We start from the raw sequence: 13492 nt of genomic DNA, 5'->3' as shown, positions 1-13492 counted from the left end.
GCGGTGATAGGCGAAAGTTACGACGTCGCGACCAAGCCGGCAGTAGTTGACCGCGTGGGCGGCGAAGCCACCCACCCTACGGTTCAATGGACCTCGAAGCCCCGCCACCTAAGGACAGGCAGCAGCTTCTGGGCGAACTTGTAGGCCGACACTACCGCCGTCACGCTGCCCACCGCCCACTTGGGCTTGGTGATGAACAGCCCGGCCGCGACACCCGCCACGACCAGCGCCGCCTTGCGGTGACGTAGTGCATAGGCTGGAATCATCCCCAGCGTATCGGGCGAGGAGAGGGTGGCCACTTCATGCGCCACCAGCGCGCGCTGGTCGGCGCACCTGGCCACCAGCGCTTCGCGGCGCGCAGCCAGCGTCGACGAGTCAGACGGCATCGCTATGCTCTCCCTTGAGCGCGGCGGCGTCCTTGCGCAGCTCCGCCAGCGTGGCCGGCAGCATCGGCGGACGCGCGGCCAGGCCGGCGCGCAGCTTCATCGCTGCAAACAGGGTGCCCAGGATGAACAGGACGGCCATGCCGCCCACCGCCGCCAGGCGGTGCGTGTCCCAGAACAGCACCAGCACGAACAGCACGACCAGGGCCAGCGCGAACAGCGCCAGCACCGCGGCCGCTAGCGCCCAGGCGAGGTAGCCCATCACGCGATGGGCGCCTTCCTGGAGTTCGACGGTGGCGAGCTCGAGGCGCGTACGCGCCAGGTCGAGTACGTTGGCTGCGATCCTTCCGACTGCGGCCGTGATGCTCATCGTTAGCGGCGGGCGATCAGCATGCCGATCACGACGCCGACCGCGGCGCCCAGGCCCACCGACTTCCATGGGTTTTCGTGGACGTATTCGTCGGTCACGCGGGCCGCTTCCTTGGTCTTCTCGACCACGGTCTGCTGGTATTCGCCCAGGCTTTCCTTGGCCGCCGAGAGGGTTTGCTCGAACTTGGCCTTGGCAGCCTTCAGCTCGTCACCGGTCAGCTGGCCGCCATTGCGCAGCCACGCCTCGGCGTCCGAGATCACGGTCTTCAGGTCCGACATCAGTTGGTCGCGGGTGCCGGTTTGGGTAGGGATCTTTTCCATCATGGTGGGCCTCGTTTAAAAGAAGGGAAGGAATGCTTTTCCTGCAATATTACCTGAATGCATAGTCGAGTGCGACACCGCTGAACAGTGCGGCGCCCAGCCAGTTGTTGTGCCGGAAAGCCTTGAAGCAAGCCATCCGTTCGCGGTGGCGGATCAGGGTGTAGTGGTAGAGGGCGATCCCGGCTGCGACCACGATGCCGGCCACGAACCACCAGCGCAGGCCCAGGTACCAGCCACACACCAGGTCGATCGCCAGCGCCGCGCCATAGCACAGCATCACGGCGGCGACGTCGAAGCGCCCGAAGGTGATGGCCGAGGTGCGGATCTCGATCTTCAGGTCGTCGTCGCGGTCGACCATGGCGTACTCGGTGTCGTAGGCCACCGCCCAGAATACGTTGGCGGCCAGCAGCCACCAGGCCACCGCCGGCACCGTACCCTGCACGGCGGCCCAGGCCATCGGGATGCCGAAGCCGAAGGCGATACCCAGGTAAGCCTGGGGGATCGCGAAGAAGCGCTTGAAGTAGGGGTAGGTGCCGGCCACGATCAGGGCCACCACCGACAGCTGCTTGGTGAGCGCATTCAGCGGCAGGATCAGGATGAAGGAGACCAGCGACAGCACCGCCGCCACCATCACCGCTTCCCAGCCGCGGATCTTGCCGGCGGTGAGCGGGCGGTCGACGGTGCGCTTGACGTGCTTGTCGAAGTCGCGATCGGCGTAGTCGTTGATGGCGCAGCCGGCCGAGCGCATCAGCGCCGTGCCGAGCACGAAGATCAGCAATACCTCTAGGCGCGGCACGCCGCTTGACGCCATCCATAGCGCCCACAGGGTAGGCCACAGCAGCAGGAGGATCCCGATCGGCTTGTCGGCACGGACCAGGCGGAAGTAAAGCGCCAGCTTGTTCATGATGTGCGTCTTGTCAGGCAAGAACTGTTGAGCAGAAGACAGGGATTCTAAACCTTTTGACGCAAGAGGCGGCCGCGCGTGCGCGATCCGCGAAGTTGCCATTTTGTTGTCATTGAGCCGACATTTTTGTTTGTTTAAATGCATCGGCTCCACCTCTCGACCACATCCATCGGAGATGCACCCATGACTGACAACACCATTTCGTCCACCAGGCGCAATCTGCTCAAGGGCCTGGCCGGTTCCACGGCGCTGCCCTTCGTCGGCGCCTTTGCCGCCCTGCAGTCGCAGCAGGCCCTGGCCGCCAACGGCGCCACCGCCCTGGTCGACAGCCCCTACGGCCCAATCGCCCCCGCCAACGACATCACCACCGGCCTGCCGCTACTGCAGCTGCCGGCCGGCTTCACCTATAAAAGCTTCGGCTGGCGCGGCGACCTGATGACCGACGGTAAAACCTGCCCCGGCGGCCACGACGGCATGGGCGTGGTCCTGTCGCGCAAGGTCGGCCGCAGCACCGAGCTGGTGCTGGTGCGTAACCACGAGATCGGCGGCACCGGCCCGGCCAACTTCCTGGATGCGGTCGGCGTCTACGACAGCGGCACCAGCGGCGGCGGCTCGACCAACAAGTTCGGCGGTGGCACCACCAACCTGCTGTTCCGCGACGGGAACTGGGTCAGCATGACCCCCAGCCTGGGCGGCACCCAGACCAACTGCGCCGGCGGCATCACGCCCTGGGGCACCTGGCTCAGCTGCGAAGAAGTCGGCTCGGACGCCGTCGGTACTGCCGGCAAGAAGCATGGCTACGTGTTCGAAGTGCACTCGGACCCGGCCTTGACCACCGGCCAGCCCATCGTCGGCATGGGCCGCTTCGCCCACGAAGCAGCCGCCGTCGATCCGGCCACCGGCATCGTCTACCAGACCGAGGATTCCTCGGGCAAGTCGGGGTTCTACCGCTACGTCCCCGACATCAAGAACGGCGCACCGGGCACCCTGGCCATGGGCGGCGTGCTGCAGATGGCCAAGGTCAAGGGCGTCAACAACGTCAACCTGGCCAACGTGCCGGTCGATTCGGTGTACGAGCTGGAATGGGTGAACATCGCCAACCCGGACGCCAACCGCGGCGACGCCACCGGTCCGAGCGGCGTGCGCATCACGAGCGCCGCTGGTCCCTTCGTGCAGGGCTGGCTGCAGGGAGCGGCCCGCATGAACCGTGGCGAAGGCATCTGGTACGCACAGGGCAAGATGTACGTGATGGACACCTCGGGCGGCGCCGTCCAGCGTGGCAGCATCTGGGAACTCGACCTGGCGCGCCAGACCCTCAAATGCATCTATTCGAGCCCGAGCCAGCTGGTGGGCAATATGGGCGACAACCTCACCGTCAGCCCGCGCAACGCAATCCTGATCTGCGAGGACGCCTCGACCGCCGCCACCGACCCCTTCGGTTTCGGCCAGCGCCTGATGGGCATCACCGGCGCGGGTGACGCCTACATCTTCGCCAAGAACAACATCAACCTGACTAGCGCCCAGCTGCAGGGCGCGGGCAAGCTGGCCTCGCTCGCGGGTGACCAGCGCGGCAACGAGTTCGCCGGCGCCTGCTTCGACCCGACCGGCCGCTACCTGTTCGTCAACATCCAGACCCCGGGCGTGACCTTTGCGATCACCGGCCCATGGGCCAAGGGCCCGCTGTAAGCCTTTTTATCCCAATCGGAGCTATTACATGAAACTGACTAAACTGTTTACCCTGGCAGCGGCCCTATCCCTATCCTGCGCCGCCAACGCCGTGGTCCTGACCACCAGCACCGGCTCGAACCTTGTCACCAACTACAGCGGCGCCGGCCTGGTCTCCTTCGACCTCGACCTGGAAGACTTCAGCGGCAATACCCTGAACTTCGTGCTGGAAGAGGCCGACCTGCAAGGGCCGCTCAGCTTCAACGCCCTGGTGCGCAACCTGGCTGGCGCGGACCTGAGCCGCTTCACCTTCAGCCTGCAGGGCATCTCGTTTACCGGCGCGCCTGGCAGCGTGACCGCGAGCTTCGGCACGGTCGGCAGCATCGACGCCAGTCCCTTCGCGGCCGGGATCAGCTTCGCCCGTCCGGAATATGCCGAGTTCCAGTTCGGGAACGTGCTGGGCGGCGGCCAGGACTGGCTGCTGGCAACCAGTGGCCTGCGTGCGGGCGACAGCTTCAGCATTACCGCCAGCGTGCCGGAACCCTCGTCGGCCGCGCTGGTTCTGCCGATGCTGTGCATGGCCGGCCTGATGGCCGCGCGCCGCCGCAAGCAGGACTGAGTATCGGCGGGCTTGCCGGTACAATCGCTCCTTTCCGACAAGCCCGCCAACACCATGCATATCTGGGTCGATGCCGACGCCTGCCCAGGCGTCATCAAGGACATCCTGTTTCGCGTCGCCGAGCGCCTGCAGCTGGAGGTCACGCTCGTGGCCAACCAGCTGATCAAGGTGCCCGGTTCTCGCTTCATCCGCGCGCTGCAGGTGCCTAGCGGACCTGACGTGGCTGACGCCGAGATCGTCGCGCGCGTGAACAGCGGCGACATCGTGGTGACCGGCGACATTCCGCTGGCGGCGCAGGTGCTGGAGAAGGGCGGGCTGCCGCTCAATCCGCGCGGCGAGTGGTACACCAAGGACACGATCGCCCAGCAGCTGACCATGCGCGCTTTCATGGAAGAGCTGCGCGGCAGCGGCGTCGATACCGGCGGGCCGCCTGCGTTCAGCCAGGCCGACAGCCGGAATTTCGCGAATGCGCTGGACCGCCAGCTGGCTCGGTCGAATACCCGTAGGGTGGGCGGCTCCACTGGCGAAACATGAATGTCTGGCGTCGTTGACGCCGTCCACGCGTTCAACTGGAGGATGAGCAGACCGCGCGGCTATTCTTGGGCCGCCTGAACGCGTGGGCGGCGTCCATGTACAGGCTAAGCACCTTGTTGAGTGGAGCGTGATCCGGTCCACTGGATCAGATCACCCCTACGCGGCCGCTTCGAACGTCACCATCTCCACCCCCGGCAGGTGGCACTCGCCGACCGCCAGCGCCACCGCGTCGATCGCGGCGCGCCGGGTAAAGCTCTTGCGCCACACGATGACCACGCGGCGCGAAGGCGCCGGATGGGCGAAGGGGACATAGGTCAGCAGGCCATTGGGATCGTGCATGTCGGCCACCGAGGCGCGTGGCAGCACGGTCAGGCCGATGCCGCTCGCCACCATGTGGCGGATGGTTTCCAGCGACGAGCCTTCGAAGGTGCGCTGCATGCCGTTGCCCGGCGACGAATAGCGCGCCATCTCCGGACACACTTCCAGCACTTGGTCGCGGAAGCAGTGACCGGCGCCCAGCAGCAACATGGTTTCCAGTTTCAGGTCGTCGGCCGGGATTTCCTTGCGCTTGGCCCAGGGGTGGGAGCGCGGCATCGCCACCACGAAGGGCTCGTCGTACAGGGTCTGCATCGACATGCCGTGCTCGGGCAGCGGCAGGGCGACGATGGCGGCGTCGAGCTCGCCCTGGCGCAGCAGTTCGAGCAGTTTATGCGTGTAGTTCTCCTGCAGCACCAGCGGCATCTGGGGCACGGTGTCGATCAGCTTCTTGACCAGCGGCGGCAGCAGGTAGGGACCGATGGTGTAGATCACGCCCAGGCGCAGGGGACCGGCCAGCGGGTCCTTGTTCTGCTTCGCGAGCTCCTTGATGGCGGCGGTCTGCTCCAGCACGCGCTCGGCCTGGGCCACGATCTGGGCGCCCAGCGGCGTCACCGAGACCTCGGAACCGCCGCGCTCGAACAGGGTCACGCCGAGTTCATCTTCGAGCTTCTTGATGGCGACGGAGAGGGTGGGCTGTGCGACGAAGCAGGCTTCGGCGGCGTGGCCGAAGTGTTTTGCACGCGCGACGGCGACGATGTATTTCAGCTCGGTCAGTGTCATAGGCTACGGGTCCCAGGATGTCACGGCTGTCTTTACGTTAATCCTGACACAATGTTGGCATTTAGTCAGCCAAGATTTCATTTAATTGGAACGATGGGCGAATCATAGTCTATATAATTGCCCGGCAGGATTTTCACCCGCGTTTTCAAGAGGGACCCCATGTCGTCGACCTTCGGCCCGGCGGAAGCCCAGGCCTATATCCACAAGCTGCTGACCGTGATGCACCACCACGGCGGCTCCGACCTGTTCATTTCCAGCGATTTCCCGCCCAGCATGAAGCACCAGGGCGCCATGAAGCCCCTGAGCCAGCAGCGGCTGTCGGGCGAGGTCACGCGCGCCCTGGCCCTGTCCCTGATGAACGAGCGCCAGCGCGCCGAGTTCGAAGCCGAGATGGAGTGCAACTTCGCGATCTCGCTGCCCGGCGTGTGCCGCTTCCGCGTCAACGTCTTCGTACAGCAGCAGAGCGTGGGCATGGTGGTGCGCACCATCGCTTCCGAGATTCCGAACTTCGAGAAGCTCGACTTGCCCGAGGTGCTGAAGGACGTCGTGATGACCAAGCGCGGCCTGGTGCTGGTGGTCGGCGGCACCGGCTCCGGCAAGTCCACCACGCTGGCGGCCATGATCGACTACCGCAACAGCAACTCGGCCGGCCACATCATCACGGTGGAAGACCCGGTCGAGTACGTCCACAAGAACAAGAACTGCCTGGTCACCCACCGCGAAGTGGGCGTGGACACCCACTCGTGGCACAACGCCCTGAAGAACACGCTGCGCCAGGCGCCGGATGTGATCCTGATCGGCGAGATCCGCGACACCGAGACCATGGAGCACGCGATCGCCTTTGCCGAGACTGGCCACCTGTGCCTGGGCACCCTGCACGCCAACAATGCCAACCAGACCCTGGACCGCATCATCAACTTCTTCCCGGAAGAGCGCCGCAACCAGTTGCTGATGGACCTCTCGTCCAATTTGCGTGCGGTGGTCTCGCAACGCCTGGTGCGTACCGAGGACGGCAAGGGCCGCAAGGCGGCGATCGAGATCCTGCTCAATACGCCGACCATCGGCGAGATGATCCTGAAGGGGAACTTCCAGAGCATCAAGGAGATCATGCACAAGTCGCGCGAGCTCGGCATGTGCACCTTCGACCAGGCCTTGTTCGAACTGTACAACAAGGGCTTCATCAGCTACGACGAAGCGATCCGCAACGCCGACTCGGCCAACGGCCTGCGTCTGCAAATCAAGCTCTCGGGCGAGCGCAAGGGACCGAGCGGCGCCGCCGGCGGCAGCCAGGCCACCGAGCTCTCGATGGCGATCGAGGAAGAACCCGAAGACGACGCACCAACCACTTAAGAAACACCATGCCTGACTTCGAAAACAAGATCTGCACGCGCGCCGAACTGGCGCAGCGTATCGCCGCATTGCCCAAGCCGGTGGTGCTCACCAACGGCGTGTTCGACATCCTGCACCGCGGCCACGTGACCTATCTCGCGCAGGCGCGCGAGCTGGGAGCATCGCTGGTGGTGGCGGCCAACACCGACGCTTCCGTCAAGCGCCTCGGCAAGGGCGACGACCGCCCGCACAACACCCTGGCCGACCGCATGGCGGTACTGGCCGCGCTGGAATCGGTCAGCCTGGTCGTCGACTTCGACGAGGACACTGCGCTCGAGGTGGTCCTGGAAAGCCGTCCCGACATCTACGCCAAGGGCGGCGACTACGACATGAGCGCGATCCCGGAAGGGCAGGCGGTGCTGGCCTACGGCGGCCGCGCGGTGGCCATCGACTTCGAGCATGACCGCTCGACCACCAAGCTGGTGGCGAAGATCCGCGGCTAAGGGGAACAAGGCATGCTGATCGCCCAAGTCACCGACCTGCACCTGCATGCCGATGCCGGCCATCCGAACCTGGCGCGCTTCGTGCGCGTGCTCGAGCACCTGGCGTCCATGCTGCCGCGGCCGGACCTGCTGGTCCTGAGCGGCGACCTGACCGACGACGGGGCGCTGGAGAGTTACCGGCATCTCCAGCAGGCGCTGGCGGCCTGGCCGCAACCGGTGCGCTTCGCGCTCGGTAACCACGACAGCCGCAAACACTTCCGCAGCGTGTTCGGCGACAACCACTTCGCGGATGGCTTCGTGCAGGGCGTGACAGATCTCGGGGCGTTTCGCCTGGTGATCCTCGACAGCCTGGAGGAAGGCCGCCATGGCGGCGCTTTCTGTGAAGCGCGCGCCCAGTGGCTGCACGCGGCGCTGCGCGATGGCGGCGACACGCCAGCGCTGGTCTTCATGCACCATCCGCCCGTCGATGTCGGCATTCCCTGGATTGACCCGGGTCCGGGTCAAGCATGGATTGGGCGGCTGGACGCGGCCCTGCAGGGCGTGTCCATCGCGGGGATCTGCACGGGGCACGTGCACGTGGGCGGTGTCTTTCCCTGGCGCGGACGGCAGGTCGCGACCTGTCCGTCCTCGTCCTCCGACCTGAGCCTGGCGTTCGCACCGATGCAGGCTGCGCAGCCGGACAACCGTCCGCTGGTGGAGCAGGGCGATCCGGCCTTTGCGCTGCACCGCTGGCAGGAAGGCGGCCTGGCCACGATCTTCGGCCGCGTGCCGCAGCGCGTACTGGCGCACTGGGATGAGGCCACGCGCCAGGTGGTGGGCGAGATGCTGCAGGAAACCCGACCTTAAATTGGCTGAGTGGCGCGGCTGTCGGCGAAGGAGCGCGGCAGGGCGCCGATCTGCTGCAGGACGCCAAGGCGGTCCGCCTGCAGCCAGGCGCGCACGATCTGCCGGTCGCGCAGTTGATAAATCACATTCCCCTCCTGGGTCACCAGCGCGTGGGTCGGCGGCAGGCCCGCGAAGCGGCCGTCGTGCGGCGCGCGGAAGGTCCAGCGCACCGCCACCCGGTCGCCTTCGGCGAACACGTCATGCAGCTCGAAGCGCACGCCCGGGAATCCCGTCAGCACCGTCGCGATGTTGGCGCGGAACTCGGCCGGTCCGCGCTCGCCGCGCGGTCCCGTGAAGTCAGGTGCGATCAGCGCCTCCATCTCGTCCAGCCTCCTTGTGTTGATGCAGTCGTACAGGTCGCGGACCAGCTGCTTGTTCAGGTCTTGGGTCGATGGGCGTGCATGCATGCGTTTCTCCGTACTTGTCAAAGGATGCAGGCGAGTGTAAAACCTCAAGTTAAGTTGAGGTCAAGGGGCAATGATGGGAAAACTGACGCCAGGCGACATTGGGCGGCAATTGACGGTGGGGGAGGTGGCCCGGCGCAGCGGCGTGCCGGTGTCGACCCTGCATTTCTACGAGACCAAGGGTTTGATCCGCAGCGTGCGCAGCAGCGGCCAGCAGCGCCGCTATGGCCGCGACGTGCTGCGCCGGGTGGCGGTGATCAAGGTGGCGCAGCGCATCGGCATTCCGCTGGCCGAGATCGGGGCGGCCCTGGCCTCGCTGCCGGAAGGACGCACGCCAACCGCGGGTGACTGGGCGCGCCTGTCCAGCCTGTGGCGCGGCGAGCTGGATGCGCGCATCGCACAACTGACCCGACTGCGCGACCAGCTCGACGACTGCATCGGCTGCGGCTGCCTGTCGATCGATGCCTGCCGGCTGCGCAATCCGCTCGACTCACTGTCGGACCAGGGCGACGGGCCACAGCTCTTGTGAAGCAAATTTTGACCGGATGGTAAACATCCGGACGCGTTGCGGAACCCGCCTTACACCCGGCATCGACTTGCTCGCCTCCATGTAAATAATCTTTGTCCTCCTAATTCATGGCAATATTGCCAGACAATAAACACGGAGGAACCCATGTCTGGACTTGTACGTTTCCTGAGCGGCGCCGCCCTGGCGCTGGCTGCGGCCGGCGCCGCGGCCGCCCCACCGGTGGCGAAAGTTGTACCCGTCACCGACACCCACTTCGGCGAAAAGGTGGTGGACCGCTACCGCTGGATGGAGAACGACAAGGACCCGGACTGGCTGCCCTTCCTGAAGAACCAGAATGCCTACACCCGCTCGGTGCTCGACGCCCTGCCGCTGCGAGGTGAGCTGCTGGCGCGCATCCAGCAACTGTCGGGCGACGTCACGGCGGTCAGCCGCATCGAGCGCGCCGGCAGCAAGACTTTCTACCAGCAGCGCCCGGCCGGCAGCAACAACTTCAAGCTCTTCGTGCAGGAGGGCGGCAAGACGCGCCTGCTGGTCGACCCGACCACCCTGGATACCGCCACCAGCCATTATTCGCTGGACTGGTGGGGCGCCTCGCCCGACGGCAGCAAGCTGGCTTACGGACTGTCGAAGGACGGCAGCGAGGACTCGGTGCTGCACATCATGGATGTCGCCAGCGGCGCGATCCTGCCCGAACGCATTGCCAACACCCAGAGCGCCAGCCCGAGCTGGCTGGAAGACAGCTCCGGCTTCTTCTATAACCAGCTTACCGGCAAGGTGAATACACCGGAACGCTACCTCGATTCGCGCGCCCGCTTCCATAAACTGGGCGAGGATCCGGCCAAGGACCGGATCGTGATGGCGCGTGGCCAGGACCGGGCGGTCAAGTACGACAACATCCAGGCGCCGGTCGTGGTGGCCACGCCGCATTCGCGCCACGCGCTCCTGTTCCTGGCCGACGTGCGCCAGGAAAACCGCATCCTGATCGCGCCGCTGCAGGACGTCCTGGCGGGCAGGGCGCGCTGGACCGCGGTGGCCGACTTCGCGGATGAAGTCACGGGCGCCGACCTGCAGGGCGACGAACTCTACCTGCTGTCGAACCGTGGCCATCCGCGCGGACGCATCGTGAAGGTCAGTGCGCAGTCGCCCTCGGTGAAGAATGCGCGCGAGGTGGTGGCGGAATCCGGCCTGGTCCTCCAGAGCATGGTCCGCGCCAAGGACGGCCTGTATGTGCGCGCCATGGATGGCGGCATCGGCCGCGTGCTGCGCCTCGACCCCAATGGCAAGCTGGCGAACGTGGGCCTGCCTTTCGACGGCACGGTGCCGGCCCTGGCTGCCGACCCGGACGCGCCGGGCGCCCTCATGCTGCTGTCCGGCTGGCTCACGCCCACCGGCATCTGGAGCATCGATGCGAACGGCAAGGTGGCAGACACCGGCATCACGCCGAAACCGGCCATCGACGTCAGTTCCTACACCACCGAGCGCCGCTTCGCCACCGCGAAGGACGGCACCAAGATCCCCTACAGCCTGATATACAAGAAGGGCCTCAGGAAGGACGGCAAGAACCCGGCCTTCATCTCGGCCTACGGCAGCTATGGCGCCGCAGCCTACACGCCTTCTTTTGTTAACCGTTCGCTGGCGCTGATCGACCAGGGCGCCATCGTCGGCTTCGCCAACGTGCGCGGCGGCGGCGAATACGGACGCGGCTGGCACCGCGCCGGCCAGCTGGAGAACAAGCCGAACACCTGGCGCGACCTGATCGCCGTGGTCGAGGACATGCACAAGGAAGGCTATACCGCGCCGGCCCACACCGCCATCGGCGGCCGCTCGGCGGGCGGGATCCCGACCGGCATGGCGCTGACCGAGCGTCCGGACCTGTTCGCGGCCGTGGTGTCGGGCGTGGGCTGGCACAACCCGCTGCGCTACGTGGCCGAGCAGAACGGCTTCGCGGAAGAACCGGAGTGGGGCGCGATTCGCGACAAGGCCGGCTTCAAGGCCCTGAAGAGCATTGACAGCTACCAGGCAGTGAAGGACGGCGGCAAGTATCCGGCCGTGCTGCTGACCACCGGTGTCACCGATCCGCGCGTGGCGCCCTTCCACCCGGCCAAGATGGCGGCGCGCCTGCAGGCGGCCAGCACCAGCGGCAAGCCGGTGCTGCTGCGCGTCGATTTCGACGCCGGGCACGGGATGGGATCGACGCGCGCGCAGCAGGATGCGGAGGCGGCCGATACCTATGCCTTCATCCTGGCCCAGACGAAAGGGAAATAAAGTGTACGAACCGGAAACTTGCAGGTTTGTTCACGTAATGAACCGATATTGAGCGGCAAATGACCCGTGCGCGCGGGTCATTGCACGATAATTTCTGGGATAGCTTGGCCGTCTTGTCGGTCATGAACCGCTTTCGACAACTAACCCGGAGAACATCATGCATGTGCGCAATTTCCTGAAGCTGGGACTGGCAGTCCTGGCCTTGTCTGCATCGCTGGCTGGATGCGGAAACGACCATGACGAAACGGTGCTTCCGGCACCGAAGAACCTGGCGCAAGTGGCGAGCGACCAGGGCTTCACGGCCCTGGGCGCCGCGGTGGCCAAGGCCGGCATCGCCAATACGCTGACGGATCCGAATGCCCAGCTAACGGTATTTGCGCCGACCGACGCAGCGTTCAATGCCCTGGCCACGCGCCTTGGATTTGCCGACGCCACGGCCATGGTTAACGCGCTGCCGGCGACCGCCTTGCAGAGCATCCTCACCTACCACGTGCTGCCGGCGCGCCGCGGGTCGGGCGACCTAAGCGCGGCTGGAACGTCCCAGGCCACGGCCTACACGTATGCGGGTGCGCCGGCGCGGCTGACTTTCGACTTCAGCAACGGCGTCAGGGTCACTGATGCCGCCCTGACGACCGCCACCGTCACTACCGCCAACGTCACCGCCAGCAACGGCGTGATCCATGTGGTGGACAAGGTGCTGGTGCCGCCGGGCGTGCTGAACGTCGTCCAGATGGCCCAGGCTAATCCCCAGTTCAGCTCACTTGTCAGCGCCGTGGTCGCGGCCAACCTGCAAGGCACACTGGCCGGCGCCGGCCCGTTCACCGTGTTCGCACCGACCAATGCCGCTTTTGCCGCCGCGCCGCAGGGCCTGACCCCGGCCCAATTGCGCACCGTGCTGACCTACCACGTGGTCAGCGGCCAGGTGCTGTCGACCCAGATCCCGTTCGGCCAGCCGGTTGCCACGGTGGCGGGCCAGAACATCGTGATCAACAGCGGCACCCCGCCCACGATCCGCGACACCACTGCGGTGGCAGCCAGGATCACGGCCGTCGACGTGCGCGCCAGCAATGGCGTCATCCACGTCGTCGACAAGGTGCTGATCCCGCGCCTGTAATTCGGTTAGACGCGCCCGGTCCGCCTGCGCGCACGCCAGGCGAGGCCGACCAGCCCGGCCGCCAGCATCGCCCAGGTATGCGGCTCCGGCGCCTGCGACAACATGGTCAGCCGGGTGTCGCTCGTCCAATACAGGTGGCGCTCGGTCGTCATGTTCGGGTTGAATTCGTAGGCGTAGTGCTGGTCGCCGGTGGTGATCAGGCGTCCGCCGCCGACCCAGCCCTCCGGGTCCTGGCCATAGCTGCCGACGCTGAAGTGCAGGCCGGAATCCGGCGAGAACGCGAAACTGGTCGCGCCGCACTGGTAATACGCATTGCTGCTGGCGGCGCAGGCGACATAGTCGAGCTCGCCGACGACGAGCGAGAGCAGCTCATCCTTCTCCAGCGAACCATTACTGTTCAGGTCAGTGCCCTTGAACGAGCCGGAGATGACCTCGTCCGGCAGGAAGGTCTTCGATACGCTGTCGTAGAAACCGTTGAAGGAAAAGCCCCAGGCAATGGTATCAAGGGGATCCGCAGAGGCAGCGGTGCAGCACAGCAGCAGGGCGCCAGTAGAGAGAAACTTCTTCATG

16 protein-coding genes are annotated in these 13492 nt (G+C 65.8%); 9 read left to right on the top strand and 7 right to left on the bottom strand.

The features are described 5' to 3' along the window. Positions 1-83: 83 nt before the first annotated feature. Genes GV068_RS05710 through ubiA form a run of 4 tightly spaced genes read right to left on the bottom strand, consistent with a single transcriptional unit; the run spans position 84 to position 1977 of the window. Positions 84-386, bottom strand: coding sequence for a hypothetical protein (locus tag GV068_RS05710; RefSeq protein WP_159696414.1), 303 nt, complete (start codon positions 384-386; stop codon positions 84-86). Continuing rightward, a complete protein-coding gene (locus tag GV068_RS05705) occupies positions 376-753 on the bottom strand; it encodes a phage holin family protein (RefSeq protein WP_159696413.1) in 378 nt (125 codons plus the stop codon). Before GV068_RS05705 ends, GV068_RS05710 begins: the two co-directional genes overlap by 11 nt. A gap of 2 nt (positions 754-755) precedes the next feature. Then, positions 756-1076, bottom strand: a complete 321-nt coding sequence (locus GV068_RS05700; RefSeq protein WP_159696412.1) for a YqjD family protein — start codon at positions 1074-1076, stop codon at positions 756-758. Between the two features lie 46 nt (positions 1077-1122). Further along, positions 1123-1977 (bottom strand): 4-hydroxybenzoate octaprenyltransferase, encoded by an 855-nt coding sequence (ubiA, locus tag GV068_RS05695; protein WP_159696411.1) that lies wholly within the window; start codon positions 1975-1977, stop codon positions 1123-1125. A 183-nt stretch (positions 1978-2160) separates the two neighbouring features. On the opposite strand from ubiA, the gene GV068_RS05690 reads away from it, so the two are divergent. Genes GV068_RS05690 through GV068_RS05680 form a run of 3 tightly spaced genes read left to right on the top strand, consistent with a single transcriptional unit; the run spans position 2161 to position 4795 of the window. Beyond that, positions 2161-3663 (top strand): PhoX family phosphatase, encoded by a 1503-nt coding sequence (locus GV068_RS05690; RefSeq protein ID WP_159696410.1) that lies wholly within the window; start codon positions 2161-2163, stop codon positions 3661-3663. Between the two features lie 28 nt (positions 3664-3691). Beyond that, positions 3692-4261, top strand: a complete 570-nt coding sequence (locus GV068_RS05685; protein ID WP_159696409.1) for a PEP-CTERM sorting domain-containing protein — start codon at positions 3692-3694, stop codon at positions 4259-4261. 54 nt (positions 4262-4315) lie between these two features. Beyond that, positions 4316-4795, top strand: coding sequence for a YaiI/YqxD family protein (locus GV068_RS05680; protein WP_159696408.1), 480 nt, complete (start codon positions 4316-4318; stop codon positions 4793-4795). A 156-nt stretch (positions 4796-4951) separates the two neighbouring features. Here GV068_RS05680 and GV068_RS05675 read toward each other — a convergent pair whose 3' ends face one another. Then, entirely contained in the window at positions 4952-5893 is a 942-nt protein-coding gene (locus tag GV068_RS05675) for a hydrogen peroxide-inducible genes activator (protein ID WP_159696407.1), read from the bottom strand. Positions 5894-6052: 159 nt separating this feature from the next. Here GV068_RS05675 and GV068_RS05670 point away from each other — a divergent pair, with 159 nt between their 5' ends. Genes GV068_RS05670 through GV068_RS05660 form a run of 3 tightly spaced genes read left to right on the top strand, consistent with a single transcriptional unit; the run spans position 6053 to position 8571 of the window. Next, positions 6053-7243, top strand: a complete 1191-nt coding sequence (locus GV068_RS05670; RefSeq protein ID WP_159696406.1) for a PilT/PilU family type 4a pilus ATPase — start codon at positions 6053-6055, stop codon at positions 7241-7243. Positions 7244-7251: 8 nt separating this feature from the next. After that, positions 7252-7725 carry an adenylyltransferase/cytidyltransferase family protein gene (locus GV068_RS05665; protein ID WP_159696405.1) on the top strand — a complete coding sequence of 158 codons (474 nt, stop codon included), beginning with the start codon at positions 7252-7254 and terminating at the stop codon, positions 7723-7725. A 12-nt stretch (positions 7726-7737) separates the two neighbouring features. Continuing rightward, positions 7738-8571, top strand: a complete 834-nt coding sequence (locus tag GV068_RS05660) for a metallophosphoesterase (protein WP_159696404.1) — start codon at positions 7738-7740, stop codon at positions 8569-8571. Here the strand turns inward: GV068_RS05660 and GV068_RS05655 are convergent. Further along, complete coding sequence (locus GV068_RS05655; RefSeq protein ID WP_159696403.1) at positions 8568-9017, bottom strand: ester cyclase; 450 nt, start codon at positions 9015-9017, stop codon at positions 8568-8570. The genes GV068_RS05660 and GV068_RS05655 overlap by 4 nt on opposite strands. A 73-nt stretch (positions 9018-9090) precedes the next feature. On the opposite strand from GV068_RS05655, the gene soxR reads away from it, so the two are divergent. From soxR to GV068_RS05640, 3 genes are all read left to right on the top strand, one after another. Continuing rightward, positions 9091-9543: a redox-sensitive transcriptional activator SoxR gene (soxR, locus tag GV068_RS05650; protein WP_159704637.1), complete on the top strand. Its 453-nt coding sequence runs from the start codon at positions 9091-9093 to the stop codon at positions 9541-9543. A 144-nt stretch (positions 9544-9687) separates the two neighbouring features. After that, the gene (locus GV068_RS05645) at positions 9688-11808 is read left to right on the top strand and encodes a prolyl oligopeptidase family serine peptidase (RefSeq protein ID WP_159696402.1); all 2121 of its coding nucleotides are present in this window, start codon (positions 9688-9690) and stop codon (positions 11806-11808) included. Between the two features lie 157 nt (positions 11809-11965). Then, the gene (locus tag GV068_RS05640; protein ID WP_229463780.1) at positions 11966-12922 is read left to right on the top strand and encodes a fasciclin domain-containing protein; all 957 of its coding nucleotides are present in this window, start codon (positions 11966-11968) and stop codon (positions 12920-12922) included. A gap of 5 nt (positions 12923-12927) precedes the next feature. Here the strand turns inward: GV068_RS05640 and GV068_RS05635 are convergent, their stop codons facing one another. Further along, positions 12928-13491: a PEP-CTERM sorting domain-containing protein gene (locus GV068_RS05635; RefSeq protein WP_159696401.1), complete on the bottom strand. Its 564-nt coding sequence runs from the start codon at positions 13489-13491 to the stop codon at positions 12928-12930. Position 13492: the final 1 nt, after the last annotated feature.

The organism is Massilia sp. 9I, from assembly GCF_902506415.1.
Taxonomy (GTDB): domain Bacteria; phylum Pseudomonadota; class Gammaproteobacteria; order Burkholderiales; family Burkholderiaceae_D; genus Telluria.
The sequence above is the reverse complement of the archived record's forward strand: the minus strand, read 5'-3'. Positions and strand labels throughout refer to the sequence as shown.